Source organism: Rhizobium sp. 21-4511-3d (assembly GCF_053522545.1).
This window is the reverse complement of the sequence record NZ_JBNWCF010000008.1, coordinates 13,547-37,282: the sequence shown is the minus strand read 5'-3', so window position 1 is coordinate 37,282 and position 23,736 is coordinate 13,547. Positions and strand designations below refer to the sequence as shown.

Genomic DNA, 23,736 nt, shown 5'->3' with positions numbered 1-23,736 from the left:
CCGGCCGGCCTCACTATCAGCTCGCCGGTCCGGCAAGGATCGGGGTCTTGATGACGCCGGTCAGGCTTTCCTTGTCGAGCGCCATGATAGCCGCCTCGTCGAAGATGTCACCCATGGCCGAGGGCACGCCGGTCTTCTCGAGCTCCTCGAGGAACTTGCGATGGACGCGCGGATCCTGATCCTCGTACTCGATCTGACGTCCGCCATCCTTGACCGATGTCGCCCCGCCGCCTTCCGCACTCTTGCGGCGCAGCGAGATGAACGGATAGCGGCGGCTGCCGAGCGAGCAGGCAACGTAGCGCGCCGGCTGATCGCAGGTATTGAAGTGCTGGTGGTACATCCAGAAGGGCGGCGTATACATGTAGCCGTGGCGCCACGGGATTTCCTTGAACTCGGATTCCCCTTCGTACCACATCAGCGAATAGCCCTCGCCGTCGACGGCATGAACGTGCGTTCCGGCCGCATGGCGATGCGCCTTCTTGTAGCGCCCGACCGGCATCTGCGAGACATGCGAATGCATGGTGCCGTCGGCGAGCACGAAGTTGACGTTGAGCGAACCCTTGCCGCGGCCGTCGAACTCGTAAAGCTTGAAGCTCGTCAGGTCGTGGACGAAGTTGGTTTCCCAGACATTCTGCACCTTGCGGGCCGATTCCGCGCCGTAGCTGTAGAGAACGCCTTCACCTTCGAAGTGCTTGGCGCCGCCGGTGCGGTCCTCGAAATCGAAGTCGTTTTCGAAGACGAATTTCAGATTATGGTAGAGGTTGATCGTCAGCGGCGCATGGTTGGTGCAGGAGAGCCGCACCGTTTCCTGGCCGGAGCCGTTGTGGAACTGGTACTGGCAGTTCAGCGGGATGGCGAACAGCGCTTTCGGACCCCATTCGAAGGTCCGCGTCTCGCCACCCGGCAACCAGACGGTCGTCGAGCCGTAGCCCGACAGCACATAGAAGAAGGCCTCGTAGAGATGCTTGACCGGCCGCGTCTTCTTGCCCGGCAGCACTTCGATGACATAGTTCGCCATGAAGTCGCCCATGCCATGCGTATGGGCAAAACAGCCGCGTGCGTCGTAACGGTCCCAAGCGCCGGTTTCGAGCGCCAGGAGATCGTGGCCGAGATCGAAATGGATCGGGATCCCCTCGCCCTTCGCCCAGTCACCATAGGGATCGACCAGGAATTTCGAATTGCCCGGATCCTTCACTGCGACGGGATCGGCGACGGTTGGGTTCTGACTGACGGACATGGTCTCACTTTCGATGTCTTGTTTCTGTTTCGCCGCTGGAGCCGTCATTTAACGGAGCGGCGGTTCGGCGCATTTGCGGAGGGGGTCCGGGCGCATGCGCGGGCGCAATTCGATGACGTCAGGCAACGCCTCCTTCGGCCGGCGACATCGCCCTGACTGTCCTGCCGAGATAGTTCGCCTCTTCGCCGTAAAGCAGACCCTTCACGTCGTCGGCCTTCAGCGACTTGATGATCTGGTCGACCTGGCCGGCGAGCGGCAGCATCAGCCCGGCCTTCTGGGCGAGCTCCAGCGTCACATCCATATCCTTTTCCTGCCAGGTGAAGCGCGTCGAATCCCAGCGCGCCAGCGTGCCGTTGGTGCCCGGGCATTGCAGCAGGATCTCGCGCATCCGCTGCGCGTCGATGCCGTAGCGCTTGGCGATGAGCAGCGTCTCGTAATTGGCGACGCAATGGACCCAGTGCAGCAGATTGTTGCACGACTTGGCGATCTGGCCGGATCCGAGCGGGCCGACACGCACGACATCGCGGCTGTAGCACATCATCACCGGCCGGATGCGCTCGACATCTTCCTCGCTGCCGCCGCAGAGCGAAAGCAGCGTGCCGGAACGCGCACCCGATGCGCCATAGACGACGGGCGCATCGACGAGGCCGATGCCCCTGTCCTTCAGCTTCGGGCCGAGCTGCAGCATCGTCTCCGGGCTGATCGTCGCGGCAACGGCGATGACCGATCCCCTGGCCGCAGTTTCGGACAGCGTTTCGCAGACGTCGATCACCTGCTGGTCAGTGGCGACGACAAGGATGAAGACCTCGGCATCGGAAAGATTGCCAAGGCTGCCGGCGGCCTTGATGCCCTTCTCGGCGGCCGCAGCAAGACGCTCGGCGCTCACGTCGAAGCCCGAAACCTCATGTCCGCCGTCGAGCATGTGGCCTGCCATCGCAAGCCCCATCTCTCCCGTACCGACCACTGCAACCTTCATGCCTGCCTCCTCATGCCTGCTGCGCCAAAAGCGCTTATCCTTCGTGCTGTGTCACCACGTCGATCAGCGCGGGAACGCCGCTCTTGACCTTGGCGATCGCCCGTTCGAGTGCCGCGCCGATATCCTCCGCATCCTCGATCGGCCCTTCGGCGTACCAGCCGAGACCGCGCGCGAGCGTTGCGAAATCCGGAGCCGGATCGAAGAGATCCATGCCGATATAGGCGCGCTCCTCCGGCGTCCCGCGCTGGCGGGCGACGGTGATCTGGTGCTCCCAATCGTTGTAATAGGCGCGGTTGTTATGCATGACGCAGAGGAACGGCACCTTGTGCTTGGCGGCGAACCAGAGAGCCCCGACATCGAACATCAGGTCACCATCCGTCTGGCAGTCGACAACGAGACGGCCGGTGCCCTTGTGGGCGAGCGCGATGCCGGTCGCCATGCCGATCTGCGTGCCGGTGCCGAGCGCCTTGCCCGGCCAGCGATAGGGCTTGTCGAAATCCCAGAGCTTCAGCGCCCAGTCCTCGAAGGCATTGGTCGTCAGTACCCAGTCTTCATGCTGGATCTTGTCCCAGACCTCGCAGGCGAGACGGGCGAGCGACACGGGCTTGGAATCCCAGCCGTCGCGCGACTCCTCGCGCCACTTGGCGCGCTGCGCCTTGTGCATCTCGCCGACGGCGGCCGCACGCTCGGCGATGCGTTTGGCAAGCGCGCCATTATCCTTGACGCGATCCTTGATCAGCGTCGTCAGCGACGGAATGGCGAGTGCCGTATCTGCCAGCACTTTCTGCGCCGTCTCCGGGAAGCGCTGGTAATCAGTCGCCCATTTGGAAATCTCGATATCCGCAAAGCCGATATCCAGCCAGTCGCAGCCCTTCGGGAACAGTGGCTTCAGCGTGCGGTTGATACGGTCGTTGACATGCGTCGGGCGTTCCCAGTCGCGGCAGTCGAGCAGCGTGATCAGGTCCGCCTGCTTGAACACGTCCTTGTTCATGCGCATGTCGAGCGGGTGTTCAGTCGGAAAATTCAGGCGCCATTGCGTATCGACGACAGGCGCGCCGAGCGCTTCGGCAAGGCCGACCATGTCGCTGTAACCGTTCTTGTCGCGGCCGACGAATTGCGGCAGCAGCACCGGCCATTCAGCCGACACCAGCCTGTCGGCAGCCTCTTCTAAAGCCTTCGGATCCGGCGCGATGCGGCTCGGCACCTTGGCGGATTTCGGCGAAGGCAGCGCGATCGGCGCCTCCAGCGGCGCTTCCTGAAGGGCTGCGTCATAGCACATGTAGATCGGCCCGCGCGGCTCGGTCATCATGATCGAATAGGCACGGGCGAAACTGTCGACGACGCCGTCGATGCCACCCGGCTGATAATCCCATTTCACATAGTCGCGCACCTGGTTGCCCTGGACATTGGCGGTGTGAGCCCAGTCGACACGCGGACGGCGCTTGCCTTCGTCCATCGGGCCGGTGGCGCCGATCAGGAAGACCGGAGCGCGGTCGGTATAGGCGTAATAGACGCCCATGGTGGAATGCAGGAGACCGACGACATTATGGACGATGACGGCGAGCGGTTCGCCCGTCGCCTTGGCGTAACCATGGGCGATCTGCACGGCGATCTTCTCATGCTGGCATACCAGCATCGGCGGATTGTTGCCGTTGTGATTGACGAGCGAGTCATGCAGGCCGCGATAGCTGGCGCCCGGATTGAGCGTGATGAAGGGAAAGCCGTACTGCTTGATCAGGTCCGCGATAATATCGGACTGCCAGGCCGAAGGTACGCCGTCTTTCTTCGCCGCCTGATCCAGAGCGGCGTTCGTCACCTTGTTGTCCATGCTGTCCCAGCCTTCCGATCCATAGTGGAAAATGGCGGGCGGCCGATAGCCGCCCCGCCTTCGTATGGAGACGATCAATCTTCCTTCAGCGATTCCTTCAGGAAGCTGATGACTTCAGGCGTCTGGTTCATCGCGCCCTTGACCAGATTGCCGACGTCGTCGCCGATCTTCGGATCGACAGGCACGCCGATTTCCTTGGCCTTGGCGAGGAACTCAGGATCGGAGGTCGCAGCCTGATAGGCATCGCGCAGCGCCTTCAAACGGTCTTCCGGAATGCCGGAGGGACCTGCGGAAAGACGCGAGATATCGCTCTGCGATTCCACGAGCGCAATGACGCGCTTGGCATCGTCATTGTTGACGAGCGAGGCGAGCTGCGGAATGTCGGTTTCCGAACCGCCGATCTGCGCGATCAGCTTGCCGTTGCCGGCATCGACGAAGGGCTGGAACGTCGAGCGCGAGCCGATGATGCCCTGCACTTCGCCGCGGCGCATGGCGAGCTGGTCGTCACTGCCGTTATAGCCGGAGACAACCTCGATCTTCAGGCCGAGCGCCTTGACCAGCATGGTTGTTTCGATCGTCGAAGCCGAGCCGACACCGGCCGAAGCGAACTTGATCGGCTCCTTCAGATTGGCTAGGTCCTCGTAGCTGTTGATGCCGGAGTCCTTGGACACGACGATGACGCGCGGATCGGACGATACCTTGCCGATCCAGGACATCTGGCCGAGATCGAACTTGATGCCCGGATTGCCGGCGAGCTGGCCGTAGATCAGGCCGGTGTTGAAGGTACCGAAGGTCAGGCCGTCGGGATCCGACGCATAGATGAAGTTGGCGCCGATCAGGTGGCCCGCACCCGGCATGTTCTGGACGACGAAGGTCGAGCCCGGCAGATGCTTCTGCATGAACTGCGCGACGAGACGGCCGTTGGTGTCATAGCCGCCGCCAGGCGCGGTCGCGACGATATAGTTGACCGTCTTGCCCTTGTAGAAATCCGGACCTTCCTGTGCGGCGGCAGTGCCGGCGCCGAAGACGGCCATTGCAGCGGCGCCAAGGGCCGCCATACGAAGTGAATGCATGTTCATGTCTCTCCTCCCAGTGAGTTTTGTATGCAGCAGCTAGTTAGTCCCGCTTGATGGTCTCGCGAACGAACTCGACGATTTCAGGCGGCTGATCGAGCGCCCGGCCGACGGAAGCCGCCACCGTCTCGCCGACTTCGGGCGTAACGGGCAGTTCCAGCGCCTCGGCGCGCGTCAGAAATTCAGGATCGGACGTCGCCGATGCATAGGCATCGCGCAGCGCCTGCAGGCGATCTTCTGGGATACCGGCCGGTCCGGCAGAAAGCCGCGAGATGCGGGCCTGCGCCGCGATCAGATCGACGACGCGCTTGCCCTGCGGATCGTCGATCATCGACGAAAGCTGCGGCACATCGCTATCCTCGCCGCCGACCTGGGCGATGAAGCGACCGGCTCCCTCATCGACGAAGGACTGGAACTCCGAGCGCGAACCAATGACGCCCTGGACTTCGCCGCGGCGCATCGCGAGCTCGTCCTCATTGCCGTTATAGCCGGAGACCACCTGGATCGGCAGCTTCAGCGCCTTGGCAAACATCGTTGCCTCGATCATCGAGGCGCTGCCGGTTCCGGCGGTGGCAAACTTGATCGGCTCCTTCAGATTGCGGAGCTGCTCGAAGCTTTCGATGCCCGAAGCCTTGGTCACCAGGATGACGCGCGGATCCGAGGCGACCTTGCCGATCCAGGACATCTTGGTGAGATCGAACTTGATGTTCGGATCGCCGCCGAGCTGGCCGTAGATCAGGCCGGTATTGAAAGTCCCGAGCGTCAGGCCGTCAGGGTCGGAACCGTAGAGATAGTTGGTGCCGATCAGGTGGCCGGCGCCCGGCATGTTCTGGACCACGAAGGTCGAGCCTGGCAGGTACTTCTGCATATACTGCGCGACGAGCCGTCCGTTGGTGTCGTAGACGCCGCCCGGTGCGGTGGCGACGATATAGGTGATCGTCTTGCCGTCGAAGAAATCCTTGCCCTCTTCGGCAGCGGCCGGAAGAACCGGCAGCGCCACCATCAGAGTTCCGGCCACCCCGGCCAAACATGCCTTCTCAAACATTCATTCCCCTCCCCCATGGAGGCCGCCTCCTCGCGGCCCCGGCGATAAAGAACGGACGACCGTCAGACCGACCCCATCCCCAGCGCGTGGATGACCCAGCGGGTGACGAAGCCCGGATGCAGTTCGATCCCGAGCAGGCGCCCGAACATCAGATAGAGAGCCAGCGGCGCGGCGATCGATAGGGCGATGGCCAGCTTCCAGCTTGCCTCGCCCTGTCGGCGAAGGAAGGTGAGCAGCATGACGGGAACGCTGACATAGAAGCCGAAGAGCACGATCCCGGCGACGAAGCTCACGAAGTAGCTCCACATCACCATTTCCTGCTTGGCCGTATGCGGGCCGAATTCCGGCAGTTCCTCTTCCGGCTGCGTACCCTCGGGAACGCTGGCGGCGGCGATCGACTGGCCGACCGATGCGGCGGCCGGCGTGCTTGCCGAGGGCGACCGGAACAGGTCGATCGCCAGCTGTACCAGACAGAGCACGATGCCGGGTATGCCGACGACCAGCGGCATGAAGCGCGCCTTGGCCGGGTAATCGAAGGACATTGCCACCATAGACGAGAAGATGACGAGCATCACGAAGGTCAGCGCGGTGCTGAAGCTGATCGTTCTCAAGGTCATGGGCTGACCTCCACGTTGTGCCGGCGCGCTGCCGGGCGGAAGTTACGGTAGAGGGCGTAGGCCATCAGCGAGACGATCATAGCGATCAGCACCAGCGACAGCGGCCGCAGGAAGAAGCTGTAGCCCCAGAGCTGCAGCGCCTGATTGAGCGAGGCTTCAGCCTTGCCGCCGAGCACCAGGCCGATGACAAAGGGCGCACGCGGCCAGTCGGCACGCAGGAAGCCGTAGCCGATGGCACTGAAGATCACGAGGACGATCAGATTCTGCCACTGGAAGTCGCTGACGAAGCAGCCGAGTGTGACGAAGACCAGGATGAAAGGAACCAGCATGCGGCCGTTGATGAAGGTCAGAACCGCAACCCAGCGACAGATGACGAGCAGCATCGAGACGGCGATCAGGTTGCCGACGACCAGAGCCCAGATCAGCGTCCAGACGAGGTCGAGATGCTTGGTGACCATCAGCGCGCCCGGCTGGATGCCGAGGATCAGGAAGGCGCCGAGCAGGACGGCCATGCCGGACGAACCGGGGATGCCGAAGAACAGCGTCGGCAGCAGCGAACCGCCTTCTTTGCCGTTGCTGGCGGTCTCCGGCGCAATCACGCCTTCGATCGCACCCTTGCCGAAACGCTCCGGATGCTTGGAGCTCTGGACGGCATGGCCGTAGCAGAGCCAGGCTGCGGTCGAACCGCCGAGACCCGGGATCATGCCGATCACGGCGCCGATGACCGAGGTTCTGAGAACCAGCCACCAGTGGCGGGGCACTTCGCGAACGCCGGACAACAGCTGGCGATAGGAGAAGCCCGTATCCATCGGCACGGCCGAGATCGAGCCGCCCTTGGTGCTGAGCGAGATCATTTCCGGTACCGCGAACATCGCAAGCACGGCGGTGACCAGGCTGACGCCGTCCCAGAGGAACAGGAAGTCGCCGGAATAACGTGGCGTGCCGGTGATCGGGTCCATGCCGACGGTCGACAGCATCAGGCCGTAGAAGCCGACGATCAGGCCCTTGACGATGCGGCTGCCGCTCGAAAGGAAGGCGATGAAGCTGATGCCGAGCAGCGCGATCAGGAAGAACTCCGCCGGGCTGAACATCAGGATGACGGGCTCGAGGATCGGGATCATGATCGCGAAGACCACGGCGCCGATAATGCCGCCCACACCCGATGCCGTGATACTGGCGCCGAGAGCGCGGGCCGCCTGCCCCTGTTTGGCAAGAGGATAGCCGTCCAGCGTCGTTGCCGCGTCATCGCCGTCGCCGGGGATGCCGAACATGATGCTGGAGATCTGGCCGCTGGTGCCGTTGACGGCGTGCATGGTGAGAAGGAAGACAGCGCCTGCCACCATATCCATGCCGTAGACGAAGGGGATGGCCATGGCGATCGACAGTTTGCCGCCGATACCGGGAGTGACGCCGACCAGCAGTCCGAAGACCACGGCGATCAGCATCAGGCCCATGATATGGGGCGAGCTAACGAGGTTGAACAGCGCCCCGAACATAGTCTCAATCATTGCAGTTTAACTCCTCCCGTCAGCGGAAACGTGAAGCTTTCCGCTGCTCGCCGCACACTCCCCCTTGGTGCGGTTTATCCTTACCCGGCGCCTCAAAGACCCGGCCTCTGAGGATCATTAGGACCCCTGGCCGAAACTTTGTCCAAAGCAAAAATTTATGTGTAGTCCATCACTTTTCTTGCTGGCTGGCAAGAGGCATTCCGTATTGGGGTACGATGTTCCGTTTAGCGGAACGTAAATTAAACCATTGATATAAATACAGAATATCTGCAATTTTCGCTTATTTTCACGAATTGAAACAGCAGATCATGCCGCCGTGTAGCGATTTTTTGCTGGACTGGGCGATGGCCCGGCAATGACGCGATGGTCACCGCCTAATAGCCTCAAACGCCTGCGGAAACGCGTCGCGAACGCTGATCGCGATAAGTTTTCCTTAACGTCTTCCTAAGCCGAAATGGCGTGGACTCCGCCGCAAGGCACGGCGCATCCTTGGCTCACGCTGCAGCGGACTCATCGTCCGGCGGCCGATCTCAGGGAGGCGAAATTGGACCAGCCGGTCGAAGCACAACTGCGCAGGCAGGAGAAGGTACCGCTCTCCGATCTGCTGATCTCGTTCTTGCGCTTGGGCGCCTCGTCCTTCGGCGGCGGCGTCTCCGGCTGGACCCACCGGGAGATCGTCGAGCGGCGCGGCTGGCTGGACGAGGACAATTTCCTGAAGACGCTGACCATTGCCCAGATCCTGCCCGGCGCCAATCCGGTCAATCTCGCGGTCTATATCGGCCTGAAGCTGAGAGGCTGGACGGGAGCGGCGCTCGCCTTCACCGGCATGCTCGCCCCGGCCTTCACCGTCATCCTGGTCATGAGTTTCTTCTACGAGCAGATCAACGGCTATGAGGCGGCGCACACCGTGCTGCGCGGCCTTGCTTGCGTCGGCATCGCCTCGTCGCTGACCATGGGGATCAAGACCGGCAAGCGGCTGCGCCGTCATGCGGTGCCGATCCTGATTGCCGTCACCGTCTTCGTCACCGTCGGCGTGTTGCGCTGGCCGCTGGTGCCCGTCGTCGCCGTCAGCATTCCACTCAGCATCGTCGCTGCCTTCTTCGTCAAGGAGAAGAAGCATGGATGACGCCAAGCTCCTCAATCTGGTGCTGCTCTGCATACCCTTGTCGCTCGTCTCCTTCGGCGGCGGCCAGTCGATCATCGCCGGGCTGCAGCACCAGACGGTCGACGTGCTCGGCATGCTGACGCCGCGCGCCTTCACCGATTTCTACGCCATCTCGCGCGCCGCCCCCGGCCCCGGCACGCTGATTCTCGCTCTCATCGGCTGGCATCTGGACGGCCTCGTCGGCGCGCTGGTGGCGACGCTGGCGATCTTCCTGCCCTCCTCGCTGCTGGTCTGCGTCTGCGGCAGCATCTGGCACAGGCACCGCGCCTCGCCCTGGATTATCGCCGCCGAGCGCGGTCTGGCACCGGTCGCGGCCGGGCTGATCTTCGCCGGCGGCTATACCGTGGCGCAATCGGCGCATCTGAACTGGATCGAGGCCGGCACGGTCGCTGCCGCGATCGGCCTGCTGCTCTTCACCAAGGTCGGCCCCTACCCGATCCTCGCCGCATCGGCTGCCGGATATTACCTGCTGAGCCTCGGCGGCTACGCCTGAGAACACCCCTTCCCGAAAAATCGCCTGCAGCGGAATTGACCGGCAGGCATTTCCGGTATTATCTTTAAATAGGAACATCGTTCCACATAAAAGAACATTCAGCTTGGGAGGGCTCGATGCCGGAAAGATTGCAGCTGCGCACGGCGCTCGGGAAGCACGCCCATGTCAAGCCGCTCACCGATGGCCGCGTCTCGTCGTCCCGCATCGCTTTCGATTTTCGCGACTACGAGCCGCTGCCCAAGGGGTTCAGGGCCATGGTTCGCGGCGATGAGCTCGACGTTTCCGAACTCGCCGTCGTCACCCATCTCCTGGCGCACCACTATGCGAAGCCGCTGACCGGCATCGCCATTCCGCTCTGGAGCCGCCTGCCCCACGCCAATCTCGTCTGTCCCGTCGATTCCGATATCCGCGAGCCGAAGGACCTGAACGGCACGACGGTCGGCGTGCGCGCCTATGCGCAGACATCGGGCGTCTGGGTGCGCGGCATCGTCAAGGACGATTACGGCGTCGATCTGAACAGCATCACCTGGCTGACGATGGAAGACGCCCATCTCAGCGAATATGCCGACCCTGAAAACACCGTGCGCAACACCAAGCCCACAGGCCTGCGCGACCTGATGATATCCGGCGAGCTCTCGGCCATCATGGGTGAGCGCACCGTCGATCCCTCCGGCATCCGCACCGTCGTTCCCGATGGCGACAAGGCTGCCGAAGCCTGGATCGCCCGCACCGGCATCGTCCCGATCAACCACGTCCTGACGGTTCGCAACGAGCTGCTCGCCGAACACAGATGGCTGGCCGGCGAACTGATGGAACTCTTCGAGGAAGCCCGGCGCGTCTCGATCGCCGAAGATGGCGCGACACCGCCGCCGGCCTATGGGCTCGAGGAAAACCGCCGCTCGCTGCAGCTTGCTTTCGACTACTCCGCCGACCAGCGGATCACGCCACGGCGCTACGAGGTCGATGAACTGTTCGTCCGCATCTGAGGACGCCGGATCATCGCCCACCTGAATGGCGCAAGGAGGATTGCCCCATGATCATCGATATTCACGGACATTATACGACGGAGCCGCAGGCGCTTCACCAGTTCCGCGACAAGCAGCTGGCGGGTCTTGCCGATGCCATGCGCCGCCCCACCAGCACTGATCTCGGCATATCCGACGACATGCTGCGCGAATCCGTCGCCCCGCAGCTGAAGCTGCAGAAAGATCGCGGCAGCGACCTGACGATTTTCTCGCCGCGCGCCGCCGGCATGGCCCATCACGTCGGCACAGAGGCGACCAGCATACAGTGGTCGTCGATGTCCAACGACCTGATCCACCGCATCTGCAAGCTGCTGCCGGACAATTTCGCCGCCGTCGGCCAGCTGCCGCAGCATCCGGGCGCACCGCCGAAGAACTGTATTTCCGAACTGAAGCGCATCGTTGAGGAGCTCGATTTCGTCGGCGTCAATCTGAACCCCGATCCCTCCGGCGGCTACTGGACCGATCCGCCGCTGACCGACAGGCAGTGGTATCCGCTCTACGAGGCGCTCTGCGATCTCGACGTGCCCGCCATGATCCACGTCTCCTCATCCTGCAACGCCTGCTTCCACCACACCGGCGCGCATTACATCAACGGCGACACGACAGCCTTCATGCAGCTGCTGCAGGGCGATCTTTTCAAGGATTTCCCGACCCTGAAATTCGTCATCCCGCATGGCGGCGGCGCGGTGCCCTTCCATTGGGGGCGCTATCGTGGCCTGGCGCAGGAGATGAAGAAGCCGCTGCTCTCGGAGCATCTCCTGAAGAACGTCTTCTTCGATACCTGCGTCTATCACTATCCTGGCATCGAGCTGATGCAGAAGGTGATCCCGGTCGACAATATCCTCTTCGCCTCCGAAATGCTCGGCGCCGTCAAGGGCATCGATCCGGAGACCGGCCATCACTACGACGATACGAAGCGCTACATCGACAAGCTCGAAGAGCTCGACGAACTCAGCCGCTACAAGATTTTCGAGGGCAATGCCCGCCACGTCTATCCGCGCCTCGACGCGCAGCTGTCGCGCCGCGGCCGCCCCGGTCTGACGCTATGACGGCGGCAGGCTCAGCAGCAGGAAAGATCGCCGCTTTCGGTGATGATTGCGTTCTTCATCCAGTAGGGCGGCAGGTCATCGACCGTCACCTCGGCCACCGGCTTGAAAGCCTTGAAGGCGTGCCGCACCTCCGGCGCCGTCCAGAAGGTCACGATCGTCTCAATCGGCGGGCAGCCCGGCAGGCCGCATTCGACCTCCGCAACCATCACCGCGACGTCGTCGGCGAGGCTGAAACGCTCGCGCGTCCAGTCCTTGATGCGGCGGACGGCATCGATCTTTCCGGCGTTGCGGCGGGCGGTCTTCAGCATGGTTTCCGGCTGGGTTTTGCGACGCCGGACGGGCGTCGTCGTGTTCTCAACATAGGGCGCTCCGGCGCCGCTTGTCAAAATGGTTTGTCGAAACTGCGGGCTGACAGCGCGGCTCTTCCGCCGCGCGCCGCCTGCCCGCCTCAAGGGAGTGAAGCATGACTGAGAAGGTTCTCGCCGCGGTCCGCACCGGACCGAGCATCATGGATTTCCGCGAATTTCCGATGCCTGACGTCCCCGAGGACGCAGCGCTTCTGAAGATGGAAGTGGCCGGCATCTGCGGCACCGACGTCAAGCTCTTCAAGACGCCGCCGAACAATGCTCCGACCATCATGGGCCACGAGAATATCGGCTATATCGCCAAGGCCGGCCGCGAATTCACCCGCCGCAAGGGCTTCAAGGAAGGCGACCTCGTCTTCGTCGAGCACTATGTCATGTGCGGCAAGTGCCAGTGGTGCCATCAGGGCCAGTATCGTCATTGCGAAAACACCGACTGGCGCAACAACCCGGAAAGCATCCGCTACGGCTACACCTCGGCCGAGCGCGCACCGCATCTCTGGGGCGGCTTCGCACAATATGTCTATCTGCCCTGGAATGCCGTCGTTCACCGCGTTCCCAAGGGCGTGACGCCGGAGCTCGCCGGTCTGGTCACCCCGATGGCGAACGGCGTGGAATGGTCGCTCTTCGACAGCAATGTCGGCTATAACTCGACCGTGCTGATCCAGGGGCCTGGCCAGCAGGGCCTGTCGCAGACGGTCATCTGCAAGCAGGCCGGTGCCTCGCTGATCATCGTCACCGGCACGACGAAGGACACCGCCCGCCTCGAAGTCGCCAAGCAGCTCGGCGCCGATTACGTCATCGACGTGCAGAAGGAAGACCCGCTCGCCCGCATCATGGAGATCACCGGCGGCAAGGGCGTCGACATCTCGCTCGACTGTACCGCGGGTGCCGGAACGATCCCCATCCTGCTCGGCGTCGAGGCGCTGGTCAGAAAGGCGGGCACCATCCTCGTCCAGGGCGAGATGAAGGAATTCCCGAACTTCCCGCTGGAGAAGGTCACGACCAAGGCGATCACCATCAAGAGTGCCCGCGGCCACAGCTACCGGGCCTGCGAGCTGGCGCTGGAGCAGATTGCCTCCAACCGCTTCCCGCTGGAAAAGATCACCACCCACAAGTTCGGCCTCAAGGATGCGGCGCTTGCCATCGAGTCGGTCGGCGGCAAAGGTGTACCCGACGTCATCCACGCATCGCTGATGCCCTGGGAATAAGGAGAGCCTCATGACCATCGGTTTCAGAATTGCCGAGCGCACCCAAAAGGTCGATCTGGCCACCATCGACAAGTTCCGGACCATCCCGGTCGCCAATGTCAGCGATGTGATGTCGCGCATGACGGCGGGCGGCCCCGGCCTTCGCCCGATGCACGCCTCGGGCCAGATGTCGGGCGCCGCCTTCACCGTGAAGACCCGCCCCGGCGACAATCTGATGATCCACAAGGCGCTGCTGATGGCCGGCCCCGGCGACGTCATCGTCGTCGATGCCGGCGGTGACCTCACCAACGCACTGGTCGGCGAGATGATGCTGTCGCATGCCATGCAGATCGGCGTGACCGGAGTCGTCATCAACGGCGCGGTGCGCGACTACGGCTGGATCAAGGCCGGCACGTTCCCGGTCTTTGCCGCCGGCATCACCCATCGCGGCCCCTATAAGGACGGCCCGGGCGAGATCAACGTCCCGATCGCCTTCGGCGGCATGGTCATCAATCCCGGCGATCTCATGATCGGCGACGACGACGGCCTTCTCTGCGTGCCCTACGGCACGACGGAGGAGATCTATACGCAAGCGAAGGCCAAGAACGAGGCGGAAGCCCGGACCGTCGCCAACACGCTTGCCGGCAAACTGGACCCGAAGCTCTGGGTCGACGAAAGCCTTCGCAAGCTCGGCTGCGAAGGTCTCTGATCAGAACGGGGGGGTGGAATATTCATGGCAACCGCAGTCATCGACGGCATCAGCACGCGCTACGAAGTGATCGGCAACGGACCGCCGCTCCTGATGTTCTCGCCGGGAGGCTTCGACGCGACGATCGAGAAGTGGCGCACGCAGGGCATCTATGTGGTGACCCAGTTTCTGGAGCACCTCCCCTCGCATTTCACCTGCATCGTCTTCGACCGCCGCGAAACCGGCCAGTCGGGCGGCCGCGTCGAGCGCGTCACCTGGGGCGATTACGTCAAGCAGGCGACCGGCCTGCTCGATCATCTCGGCATTGAGAAGGCCCATATCATGGGCGGCTGCATGGGCTGCAGCGTCGCCATGGCGGTGGCGACCCAGGCGCCCGAGCGCGTCGACAAGATGGTGCTGTTCTGGCCGGTCGGCGGCGCCCGCTACCGCATGACCGGGCATCAGCGCTTCGCCGAACATCTGGCCTTCGTGCAGCAGAATGGACTGGAAGCCGTCGTTGCGCTCTCGAAGGAAAGCAACAAGGCCTTCGGCGCCGATCCGCGCGGCGGCCCCTGGATCTCGGTCCTGCGCCATGACGAAGAATTCGCCAGACGCTACGCCGCGCTCGATGTCGATCACTACAAGGCGATCGTAGCCGGTATGCCGCGCGGCCTGATCGACCGCGACACCTCGCCGGGCGCCGAACCGGAAGATCTCGTCCGTCTCGATATCAAGACGCTGATCATCCCCGGCGCCGACTTCTCGCACGCGACATCGGCCGCCCGCTATCTGCAGGAATGCATTCCGGGCTCTGACTACTGGGATATCCCGGTGCCGCAGCTGACCGCTGAGAATACAAATAAGCGGGTGATCGACTTTCTGAAGGCATAATCCTCAGGATGGAAGCGCTTCCGGGAGGAACTCCCCGCTGTGTCGGGTCAGGAAATCCTGGAAGGCGCTCATCACCGGCGTCATCGCCCGGTCGGTCCGGCTGACGGCAAACCATTGCCGCCGGATCGGCAATCCCTCGACATCGAGGATCGCAAGCTTGCCCGCCCGCACTTCCTCGGCAACGCTGTGCGCGGCGAGAAACGCGAGCCCGGTATCGGCCATGACGGCCCGCTTGATATCCTCGACCGGTTCCATCTCGGTATTCGGTCCTGCAGCCCGGCCCGGGATTTCGGCCATGAAGCGCTCGAACCAGATGCGCGTGCTGGAACCGGAGCCGCGGACGATGAAATGCTCGCTGGCGATATCGGCCTTCGAAATCCCATGCTTGCCGACCAGCGGATGATGCGGCGGCGCGACGACGACAAGCGTATGCTCGCCGAAGATCGCTGCCCGCACCGAGATATCCCGCGGCGGCCGGCCGACCAGCGCGATGTCGATCGCCCTGTTCTTCAGCCGCTCGATCGTCTCGGTCCGCCGGTCGATGACCAGTTCGAGATCGATATCGGGAAACTCGTTGGCAAAGGCCGTCTGCATCTGCTTGGCGAAATAGCGCACGGTCGACACCGCGCCGACGAGAATGCGGCCGCGCTTGACGCCCTTGAAGGCATTGATCTCGTCGACGAGAAGCTGCAGCCGGTCTTCGATATCGCGGGCCGCCGATAGAACGGCCCTACCCGCCTCGGTCGGATACATGCCGTGCGCCATGCGCTCGAAGAGCTGGACGCCGGCTTCCGCCTCCAGCTGTTTCAGCTGCAGCGTGACTGCCGGAGCGGTCAGCCCGAGCACTTTCGCAGCCTCGACGATCTTGCCATGCGACTCGATGGCAAGAAGCGATCTCAGCTGACGAAAGCTTATATTTTTCATGAGAATGACGATAAAAAAACTTAACGGCAGTGTAAAGAGATTAAAATTTACTTCGGTGCATTCAAGGCATAGCGTCGGTGTCATGCGGGTGTGTCGTTTTCCGCGTCGCGGAGGACGGATCTACGGCAAACGACCCCTTGCTTTATCATCACATGTTGGCGACTTTGCCCCATCGAAACGCGCCGCCAACGCCGAACCCAGGAGGGAAATGACATGAGACAATCACTGAAGAGCGGGCTGCTGGCCTTGATCGCCGCCGCCGTACCGGCTGCCGCTTACGCCCATCCGGCGATCGGTGAAGCCGCCGGCCTCAGCCACGGCTTTGCTCACCCGATGACCGGCCTCGATCATATCCTGGCCATGGTCATGGTCGGCGTTCTCGCCTTCCAGCTCGGCGGCCGCGCAACCTGGCTCCTGCCCGCCACCTTCGTTCTCGTCATGGCCGCCGGCGGCGCGCTCGGCATGGCCGGCATCAACTTGCCCTTCGTCGAACTCGGCATTGCCCTTTCTGTCGTCGTCCTCGGCGCCGTCGTCGCGCTCAACATCAAGGCTCCGGTCGCCGCCGCAATGGCCGTCGTCGGCTTTTTCGCGATCTTCCATGGCCATGCCCACGGCTCGGAAATGCCTGAAAATGCAGCCGGCCTCGCCTATGCCGCAGGCTTCATGATGGCGACCGCCCTGCTCCACATCGCAGGTCTCGGTCTCGGCTTTGCCATCGGCCGCGGCGGCGAGCGCACCGGCTTCCTGGCAACCCGCATCGCTGGCGGCCTCGCCACGATCGCCGGCGTCGGCATCCTGACCGGCCTCATCTGATCCTTCATCGGAAACGAAAAAGGGCTGCGATCCCCGAGGGATCGCAGCCCTTTTTGATTCAGGCAGTCAGCGTGAAATCAGCGGCGCTTGTAGGTGCGCTTGAAAGCCGTCTCGTCGATGCCGAGCGTGTGGAGCGCCGCGGTATTCGGCGCGCGGCGCTCGCGGCGGGCCATCGAGCATTCATGCGCGGCGCTGACCAGGCTCATCGTTTCGAACAGTCCGCCGAAAGCGCTGCGGACCCAGTCCGTGCGGGGCATGCTGCGATACGTGGTGGCGGTCATGTCTGTCGTCTCCGTCTATTGTGCGCTGCATATAACTTGACAGCACCAATCCGGAAAGACCTGGTAGCACAGGGCAGCCATACAGATTCCGCATATCGGAACTTCGTTCTCTAATTGAGAGACCGTGTCAGATGACGAAGTTTTCCATCGTCTCCGGCACGAAGATATCTTCGGGCTGCAGCCGCCGCTTCGACAGCCCCTGCTCGTGCGAATAGCGCAGGAAGGTATCGAGCGTCTGGCGGTTCTGCTTGAAGCCGTAGCTCCAGTAGTCGTCGCCCATGATGCGGCGGGCCTCTTCCACATGAGCATTGAGCCAGGGAAGCATGACCTTCAGCGCCGCCGTCTCCTCGAGATCGCGGTAGATCTTCGCCTGCGCTTCGGCGAAAGCCTTGTACAGCGATTGCGCGATCCAGCGATGCGCCTCGTAGATTTCCCGGCGGATGACGATCGTATGCATGATCGGGAAGATTTCCGTCTTGCGGAAATAGTCACGCTCGACCTGCACGAAATCCTCGAACAGCCGTCTGACCCGGCAACCGTCATAGGAGGACGGCTTGCGGGCGGTGAACAGCGCGTCGATCTCCCCTTCCCTGATCATCGCCGACAGGGTCTGCTGCGGGCCGATGCGCTTGACGTTGATATAGGACGGCAGGTTGAGCGGCAGCTTTTCCGGCCGGTTAGGCTGCTCCTCGCCGCCGGTATAATGCGTCACGTCATCGACGCGAACGCCGTATTCGTCCGAGAGAATGCCGCGGATCCAGACCGGCGCCGTCATCTGATATTCCGGACTGCCGACCCGCTTTCCCGAGAGGTCGGACGGATTGCGGATGCCGGCCTCGGCATTCACATAGATCGACGAATGTCGGAAATAGCGCGACGGGAAGACCGGAATGGCGACGAAAGGCTGCGCGTCGGTGAAATGCGAAAGCACATAGGACGAGAGCGACATCTCGGCGATGTCGAACTCCTTGTGGCGCAGCATGCGGAAGAAGGTCTCTTCGACCGGCATGTTCAGATAGACGAGATCGATGCCGTCAGGCACCACGGTACGGTCCATCAGGGCGCGCGTGCGGTCATAATTCCAGCAACCGAAGGACAAACGAAGCGACGATGTCAGAATTCTCACTCCCCAACAGCAGGACTTGGCGCCGGACTTGAATCAAAACCTGGCATCCTCCTGCCAAGCCGCTGACATCTAACGACAATCAGCGATCCGCTCAGCCGCCGGAATTCTCCTTTCCGGAAGCCGCCCTCTCATAATCTCACGCGATCATCAGGCCCGCTCGGGCAAATGTCCAAGATAAATCATATTGTCCAGCTCATACGAAAATCGCTGGTCAGTCCTCGACGATACGATCGATCGGATGAGCATAGGGACCGATCTCGGCGGCGAGACGATCGACCATGTTGTAGATGAAGGCGTGGAACAGCCGCTCGTCGGCCAGCCCCTTGTGGGAGGCATGGGCGAGGAACAGCGTCAGCTTCACATCCGGCCGCTCAATGCGCCGGGCGATCAGCTCGCCCGCCTCGATCTCTTCCGAGACGATACCATAGGGCATGATGCTCTGGGCGACGCCATGCGAGATCAGCGCCTTGATCGCCTCCATCGACTGCACCTGATAGGTGATCTTGACGTCGACAGAGAGGCGCGACGCCGTCTCGTGCACCCGCCGCCAGATGATGTCGCGGTTGGAAACCAGCGCCAGATCGCCGGCAACGGCATGGCGGAAGGAAACGTCCTGCTCCGCATCCTTTCCGTCGGGCGCCGAGATCAGCAGCAGGTCTTCCTCCATCAGCGCGATGCGGCGCAGCCCCGGACTGTCCTCGATGTCATAGGCGAGCACATAATCAAGCTCGCCGCGCTCCAGCGCGTCGGTCAGCACGAAGCTGAGCTCTTCGACGACATGCAGCGCGATGCCCGGCAGCTGCTCGTTGGCGGCAACCAGCAGATCGGTGCCGATCAGCTTCAGGATCGATGGCGTGGCCCCGAGACGTACCGGCACCTTCTCGCCGCCGAGCGAGATCAGGTCGCGCCGCGTCTCCTCGATGCGCTGCAGGATTTCCAGCGCCCGCTCATAGAGCAGCATGCCGGCGGGCGTGGCGCTGACGCCGCGCGAATGGCGGTCGAGCAACTGGATCTGCAGGGAATCCTCGAGATTGCGGATCTGGATGCCGAGCGCCGTCTGGGCAAGGTTCAGCTGTTCGGCGGCGCGCGTGATGTTGCCGACTTCGACAACCTTGACGAAATATGCGAGCTGACGGAGCTTCATCTTAGTAGAACTGGTCGAAATGGACCTGGCCCTGCGGGACACCAAGGTCGATGAGCATCTTCTGGATGGCCTGGCCCATCATCGGCGGACCGGCGAAATAGATCTCACATTCCGGCAGCCGCTCGGCAAAGAGCTTGGCGGCAACCTCGTGAACGAAGCCGCGATAGCCATCCCAGCCGTCATCCTCGGCAGGCATGCCCGAAACGACGGGATGATAATGCAGCGTGCTGCCGAAGCCCGGAAGCGCTTCCAGCATCTCCCGGCCGCAGATGTCGCGCGCCTCGCGGCCGCCATAGATGAAGTCGATCCGCCGCCCGGCAAGATCAGGCGAAACCGCCGCGGTGCGCGTCACCGAGATCATCGGCGACAAGCCGGAACCGCCTGCGAGACAGATGATGTCACGCGGCGAATCCTCGCGCAGATAGGCCATGCCATAGGGACCGTCGATGCCGATCCGCTCGCCAGGTTTCAACTGGTCAAAGAGCATAGAGGTGGCCGCGCCATTGGGCACCTTGCGCACCTGGAAATGCCATTCGTCAGGCTGGTCACCCCGGTTTGCCATTGAATAGGCGCGGCTACCCTCCACGCCATCCAGCGTCAGCAGCGCATATTGGCCGGACAGAAAAGCCGTCGGCGTATCGAGGCGGAAGCGGAACTCCCGGATGTCGTGAGTGATGTCGCGGATATCGGTGAGCACAGCGCCCTGCTTCACGGGCAGGTGGCTGCTCTCATATTGCGGCATTAGCCGCAGCTTGACCAGACAGTCGGTGAGCGGCCGCGCCTGGCAGCCAAGACGGCGGCCGCGCTGGCGGTCGCGGTCGCTGAGGCCCGGCGCATCCGGCCTCAGCTCCTCGATCTCCCCTTCGAGAAGATCGAAGCGGCAATTGCCGCAGGAGCCGACATTGCATTCATAAGGGAACCCAAGACCGGCGCGAATGGCGGATCGCATGATCGTGTCACCGTCGGCGCAGGACCATTTCGTATCGGTCCCGCTCAATGTCATCACGGTCATGCGTTCCTCCTCATCATCTATGTCTGTAACCCGCTCCATGACCGAGACGGGACGAGATCGTGGCCACCGTCTCCAACAGCGGTGGCGCGAATTTTTCTATGGCTTCGAGCGAGAGCCGCAGAGACGGACCCGCCACGCCGACGGCGCCGACGACGGCACCGGTGGAATCCCGGACGGGGGCGGCGATCGCCCGGATGCCGGGTTCGCTTTCCTCATCCTCGATGGCAAAGCCGCGCTGGCGGACTTCGGCCAGGATCTCGCGCACCCGCGCGGGATCGGTGATCGTATGCGACGTGCGCTTCGCGAGCGGACCCGAGAGCACCCGCTCGATCGTCTCCTCCGGCGCGAAGGCGAAGATCGCCCGTCCGACAGCCGTGCAATGCGCCGGCTTGCGCGCACCGAGATCGGACTTGATGCCGACCGCCTGCGGGCTCTCCAGGTCGTAGACATGCATGACTTCGGTATCCGTCGGGATGCCGAGAATGATCGTCTCGCCCGTATGCTTTCTGAGGTCGAAGAGGTAAGGACGCGCCTCGTTCGACAGGTTCATGCGGCGGCGCACCAGCGTACCGAGACCGAAGAGGCCGACACCGAGACGGTAACGCTCGGTTTCCGGGTTCTGCTCCAGCAGGCCTTCCGCCACCAGCGTCACGGCCAGACGGTGAACCGTGCTCTTCGCCACCTTCAGCTTCTGGGCCAGCGCGCTGACGCCAATCTCAACCTCGTCCTCCGAAAATGCTTTCAAAAGGCGGATCGCGGTCGTCACCGACGACAGGCGGTTGCGCGTGGCCGGTCCGGCCTTTTTGGTGCGTGCCGTTTCCTTCACAGATGCATTCATGGCGTGCGTTTTCCGTCTTTTTGCAAGGAGTAAGGGATCGTCCATAACACAGCTCCTGCAAATACTCACGCCACGCCTTGAAGCATTCTCAGACCCTCAATGCGCTCAGCATTTCCCCGACATATTCGTCGCCGTTCGACACGACGAGCATGGCCGCGAAGGGCCGCATCGCCGTCAGCGTCCGCCCCAGTTCGAGCGCCGGCACATCGGCCGAGCTGACGACGAGACCGGTCGTCATCTTGGAGCGCACGAAGCAGGCATTGCCGATGACCTCGGCGGCCTCCGCCGAAGCGCCTGCCGTCGTCAGCATGACGACGACATCGGCATCGGCGACTTCATCGGTGAGCGACACCCGCTTACCCGCGAGGTCTTCGAGCACCGCATCGACCGGCAGCATTTTCAGGGAATCCGATGCCGGCTTCGCCTCGATGTAGCGCAGGAAATGCGCCTCGCCGCCGGCATAGCCGGCCGCGAGCTGCTCCAGCGTGCCCCCGGCGCTCTTGTCGAGGGCGATGATGCGCGACTTGCGCGGCCGCGAATTCGGATAGTTGATCCGGAAACGCGCCTCTTCCGCTGTCGTCGCGCGGGCACTTTCGCTCAATCCGAGATACATGGCGTGCTCTCCCCGTCAGACGCTGGTCTGCGCCTTGCCCGCAATCACCGTCAGCGCCTCGTCGGCGATGTCGGTATAGGCCTTGTCCGCAGGCAGCACGATGGCCGCCGAGCGGACGCGATGATGTGTCGGATCGACGCCGGGCGGCGTCACGCCCTTGTCCTTCAGCGCCCGCGCCGCACGCATCAGCCGGTGACGCGCCATGATGATGCCGTTGTCGGTCGAAACCAGGTTTTCCTTGGAGCGGTCGACGATCGGACCCATGCTTTCCTGCAGCGACGCATCCTGCATGGCGATGCCTTCGACGCCGGAATAGGTGGTGCCCTTGCGCTGCGCCTCGCGGTCCATCAGGTAGTCGTTGTCCTTGTTTGCAGCCGGACGGTAGGTGCCGGGAACATAGGCGACATGGATGCCCTTGCCGGCCTTCATCGCATCGCGCTCTCCGGTCGTCAGTGCACGGACCGGATGATAGTCGAAGCTCCAGGCCCAGCAGTTCTCGTCGTCGATCGGGATCCAGAAATGGCCGTGCACCGGATGATCGCCGCGCGGCGGAACCATGGTAAAGGACGGCATGACCCAGGGGGTGATGCGCCAGTAATAATGGCCCTCTTCGGCATTGCGGCGCGCACCGATATAGAGGCCGCCATCCATGTCGGTGACTTCGAAGAACGGGCGGGCATCCGACATATTGTACTTGTTGCCGCGTGCGCCCTTGAACAGCGGGTCGGAATTCAGGCTGCCGCTATGGAGCCAGGAAACGTGGCTGGAATCGATGCCACCTTCCATCGCCTGCAGCCAGTTGCATTCCTGCCAGCGCTTGGAGGTGAAGGTCTGCTCGGCCGGAACCAGCGCGAATTCCCATTCCGGATGCGGCGGCTGCTTGTCGGCCGGGCCCATATAGGTCCAGAGAATGTCGCCGATCTTGATCAGCGGATAGGACTTCAGCTTGATCTTGCCGCAATAGCCGCTTTCTTTCGGCTCCGAGGGCACCTCGATGCACTGTCCGGTATTGTCGTATTTCCAGCCATGATAGGGGCAGCGGAGACCGCCCTGCTCGTTGCGGCCGAACCACAGCGAAACGCCGCGGTGGGCGCAGAATTCGTCGATCAGGCCGTAGCGTCCCTCGCTGTCGCGGAAAGCGAGCAGGCGCTCGCCGAGCAGCTTGATACGAACAGGCGCACAGTCATTGTCCGGCAGCTCCTCGGCCAGCAGCGCCGGGATCCAGTAACAGCGGAACATCTCGCCCATCGGCGTGCCCAGATCCGTCTGGGTCAATAGGTCGTTCTGTTCTTTCCTCAGCATGACAACTCCTCCTCGAGTGCATCCGTGGCGGGCCATTACGCCGCGTCACCTGTGTTTCCTCCGGCCGATCGGATTTGCGGGTTGACCTTCACGGCGGATCGGGTATTTTTAGCGAGTGTTCCGTTATACAGAACATCGTTTCGTTTTAAACGCTACATGCTGATTGCACGCTCGTCAAGCGCTGCGCAGGACAAGGGAGGAGATGCGAATGTCGGAAGTGGGTTCCCGGATAAGGCTGTGTTCGACCGATGATGTGGATTGGGACAGCGCGATCCGCGTCGAGGAAGGCGATCTGACGCTCGCCGTCTACAATGTGAACGGCACGTTCTACGTGACCGACGACCTCTGTACGCACGGCCCGGGCTCGCTGGCGGAGGGCTATCTCGACGGCTACCACATCGAATGCGACTTCCATAACGGCCAGTTCGACATCCGCACCGGCGAAGTCGTCGCCCCGCCCTGCATGGTGCCGATCAAGACCTACAAGGTCGTCGTCGAAAACAACGACGTGCTGATTGAAGTCTGATCGGCGCGGC

The 23,736-nt window shown here is 62.7% G+C and carries 25 protein-coding genes; 9 read left to right on the top strand and 16 right to left on the bottom strand.

What is annotated here, in order from left to right:
• Positions 1-16 precede the first annotated feature (16 nt).
• The 7 genes from ACQZ5H_RS18170 to ACQZ5H_RS18140 form a co-directional block, all read right to left on the bottom strand.
• Positions 17-1,237 (bottom strand): hypothetical protein, encoded by a 1,221-nt coding sequence (locus tag ACQZ5H_RS18170; RefSeq protein WP_449098621.1) that lies wholly within the window; start codon positions 1,235-1,237, stop codon positions 17-19.
• Positions 1,238-1,355: 118 nt separating this feature from the next.
• Positions 1,356-2,213 carry an NAD(P)-dependent oxidoreductase gene (locus ACQZ5H_RS18165; RefSeq protein WP_449098620.1) on the bottom strand — a complete coding sequence of 286 codons (858 nt, stop codon included), beginning with the start codon at positions 2,211-2,213 and terminating at the stop codon, positions 1,356-1,358.
• A 34-nt stretch (positions 2,214-2,247) separates the two neighbouring features.
• Positions 2,248-4,041, bottom strand: coding sequence for a thiamine pyrophosphate-binding protein (locus ACQZ5H_RS18160; RefSeq protein WP_449098619.1), 1,794 nt, complete (start codon positions 4,039-4,041; stop codon positions 2,248-2,250).
• Positions 4,042-4,115: 74 nt separating this feature from the next.
• Positions 4,116-5,114, bottom strand: coding sequence for a Bug family tripartite tricarboxylate transporter substrate binding protein (locus ACQZ5H_RS18155; protein ID WP_449098618.1), 999 nt, complete (start codon positions 5,112-5,114; stop codon positions 4,116-4,118).
• A gap of 43 nt (positions 5,115-5,157) precedes the next feature.
• Positions 5,158-6,159 (bottom strand): Bug family tripartite tricarboxylate transporter substrate binding protein, encoded by a 1,002-nt coding sequence (locus tag ACQZ5H_RS18150; protein WP_449098617.1) that lies wholly within the window; start codon positions 6,157-6,159, stop codon positions 5,158-5,160.
• A 62-nt stretch (positions 6,160-6,221) separates the two neighbouring features.
• A complete protein-coding gene (locus ACQZ5H_RS18145) occupies positions 6,222-6,776 on the bottom strand; it encodes a tripartite tricarboxylate transporter TctB family protein (RefSeq protein ID WP_449098616.1) in 555 nt (184 codons plus the stop codon).
• A complete protein-coding gene (locus ACQZ5H_RS18140) occupies positions 6,773-8,284 on the bottom strand; it encodes a tripartite tricarboxylate transporter permease (protein ID WP_449098615.1) in 1,512 nt (503 codons plus the stop codon). The genes ACQZ5H_RS18145 and ACQZ5H_RS18140 overlap by 4 nt, the downstream gene beginning before the upstream one ends.
• Positions 8,285-8,828: 544 nt before the next feature.
• On the opposite strand from ACQZ5H_RS18140, the gene ACQZ5H_RS18135 reads away from it, so the two are divergent.
• From ACQZ5H_RS18135 to ACQZ5H_RS18120, 4 genes are all read left to right on the top strand, one after another.
• On the top strand, positions 8,829-9,410 hold the full coding sequence (locus ACQZ5H_RS18135) for a chromate transporter (RefSeq protein WP_449098614.1): 582 nt from the start codon (positions 8,829-8,831) through the stop codon (positions 9,408-9,410).
• Positions 9,403-9,942: a chromate transporter gene (locus ACQZ5H_RS18130; RefSeq protein ID WP_449098613.1), complete on the top strand. Its 540-nt coding sequence runs from the start codon at positions 9,403-9,405 to the stop codon at positions 9,940-9,942. The genes ACQZ5H_RS18135 and ACQZ5H_RS18130 overlap by 8 nt, the downstream gene beginning before the upstream one ends.
• Positions 9,943-10,058: 116 nt before the next feature.
• Positions 10,059-10,928 (top strand): phosphate ABC transporter substrate-binding protein, encoded by an 870-nt coding sequence (locus ACQZ5H_RS18125; protein WP_449098612.1) that lies wholly within the window; start codon positions 10,059-10,061, stop codon positions 10,926-10,928.
• Between the two features lie 47 nt (positions 10,929-10,975).
• Positions 10,976-12,016 carry an amidohydrolase family protein gene (locus ACQZ5H_RS18120; protein ID WP_449098611.1) on the top strand — a complete coding sequence of 347 codons (1,041 nt, stop codon included), beginning with the start codon at positions 10,976-10,978 and terminating at the stop codon, positions 12,014-12,016.
• 11 nt (positions 12,017-12,027) lie between these two features.
• Here the strand turns inward: ACQZ5H_RS18120 and ACQZ5H_RS18115 are convergent, their stop codons facing one another.
• Complete coding sequence (locus ACQZ5H_RS18115; RefSeq protein WP_449098610.1) at positions 12,028-12,324, bottom strand: hypothetical protein; 297 nt, start codon at positions 12,322-12,324, stop codon at positions 12,028-12,030.
• A gap of 155 nt (positions 12,325-12,479) precedes the next feature.
• Between ACQZ5H_RS18115 and ACQZ5H_RS18110 the strand changes: the two genes are divergently transcribed.
• The 3 genes from ACQZ5H_RS18110 to ACQZ5H_RS18100 are packed head-to-tail and all read left to right on the top strand — an operon-like array spanning position 12,480 to position 15,147.
• The gene (locus ACQZ5H_RS18110) at positions 12,480-13,589 is read left to right on the top strand and encodes a zinc-dependent alcohol dehydrogenase (protein WP_112540626.1); all 1,110 of its coding nucleotides are present in this window, start codon (positions 12,480-12,482) and stop codon (positions 13,587-13,589) included.
• 10 nt (positions 13,590-13,599) lie between these two features.
• Entirely contained in the window at positions 13,600-14,277 is a 678-nt protein-coding gene (locus tag ACQZ5H_RS18105) for an RraA family protein (RefSeq protein WP_449098609.1), read from the top strand.
• A 24-nt stretch (positions 14,278-14,301) separates the two neighbouring features.
• The gene (locus tag ACQZ5H_RS18100) at positions 14,302-15,147 is read left to right on the top strand and encodes an alpha/beta fold hydrolase (RefSeq protein ID WP_449098608.1); all 846 of its coding nucleotides are present in this window, start codon (positions 14,302-14,304) and stop codon (positions 15,145-15,147) included.
• A gap of 3 nt (positions 15,148-15,150) precedes the next feature.
• Here the strand turns inward: ACQZ5H_RS18100 and ACQZ5H_RS18095 are convergent, their stop codons facing one another.
• Positions 15,151-16,071: a LysR family transcriptional regulator gene (locus ACQZ5H_RS18095; RefSeq protein WP_449098607.1), complete on the bottom strand. Its 921-nt coding sequence runs from the start codon at positions 16,069-16,071 to the stop codon at positions 15,151-15,153.
• Positions 16,072-16,284: 213 nt separating this feature from the next.
• Between ACQZ5H_RS18095 and ACQZ5H_RS18090 the strand changes: the two genes are divergently transcribed.
• Entirely contained in the window at positions 16,285-16,884 is a 600-nt protein-coding gene (locus ACQZ5H_RS18090) for a HupE/UreJ family protein (RefSeq protein WP_449098606.1), read from the top strand.
• Between the two features lie 77 nt (positions 16,885-16,961).
• Here ACQZ5H_RS18090 and ACQZ5H_RS18085 read toward each other — a convergent pair whose 3' ends face one another.
• The 7 genes from ACQZ5H_RS18085 to ACQZ5H_RS18055 form a co-directional block, all read right to left on the bottom strand.
• Positions 16,962-17,165 (bottom strand): hypothetical protein, encoded by a 204-nt coding sequence (locus ACQZ5H_RS18085; protein ID WP_148195411.1) that lies wholly within the window; start codon positions 17,163-17,165, stop codon positions 16,962-16,964.
• 127 nt (positions 17,166-17,292) lie between these two features.
• Positions 17,293-18,222: an ABC transporter substrate-binding protein gene (locus ACQZ5H_RS18080; RefSeq protein WP_449098605.1), complete on the bottom strand. Its 930-nt coding sequence runs from the start codon at positions 18,220-18,222 to the stop codon at positions 17,293-17,295.
• Positions 18,223-18,502: 280 nt separating this feature from the next.
• Positions 18,503-19,435, bottom strand: a complete 933-nt coding sequence (locus ACQZ5H_RS18075) for a LysR family transcriptional regulator (protein WP_449098604.1) — start codon at positions 19,433-19,435, stop codon at positions 18,503-18,505.
• A gap of 1 nt (position 19,436) precedes the next feature.
• The gene (locus ACQZ5H_RS18070; protein WP_449098603.1) at positions 19,437-20,447 is read right to left on the bottom strand and encodes an FAD-binding oxidoreductase; all 1,011 of its coding nucleotides are present in this window, start codon (positions 20,445-20,447) and stop codon (positions 19,437-19,439) included.
• 13 nt (positions 20,448-20,460) lie between these two features.
• A complete protein-coding gene (locus tag ACQZ5H_RS18065; RefSeq protein ID WP_449098602.1) occupies positions 20,461-21,285 on the bottom strand; it encodes an IclR family transcriptional regulator in 825 nt (274 codons plus the stop codon).
• Between the two features lie 88 nt (positions 21,286-21,373).
• Positions 21,374-21,898 carry a hypothetical protein gene (locus ACQZ5H_RS18060; protein ID WP_449098601.1) on the bottom strand — a complete coding sequence of 175 codons (525 nt, stop codon included), beginning with the start codon at positions 21,896-21,898 and terminating at the stop codon, positions 21,374-21,376.
• A 15-nt stretch (positions 21,899-21,913) separates the two neighbouring features.
• Positions 21,914-23,200: an aromatic ring-hydroxylating dioxygenase subunit alpha gene (locus tag ACQZ5H_RS18055; protein ID WP_449098600.1), complete on the bottom strand. Its 1,287-nt coding sequence runs from the start codon at positions 23,198-23,200 to the stop codon at positions 21,914-21,916.
• A 208-nt stretch (positions 23,201-23,408) separates the two neighbouring features.
• On the opposite strand from ACQZ5H_RS18055, the gene ACQZ5H_RS18050 reads away from it, so the two are divergent.
• Positions 23,409-23,726, top strand: coding sequence for a non-heme iron oxygenase ferredoxin subunit (locus tag ACQZ5H_RS18050; protein ID WP_148195416.1), 318 nt, complete (start codon positions 23,409-23,411; stop codon positions 23,724-23,726).
• Positions 23,727-23,736: the final 10 nt, after the last annotated feature.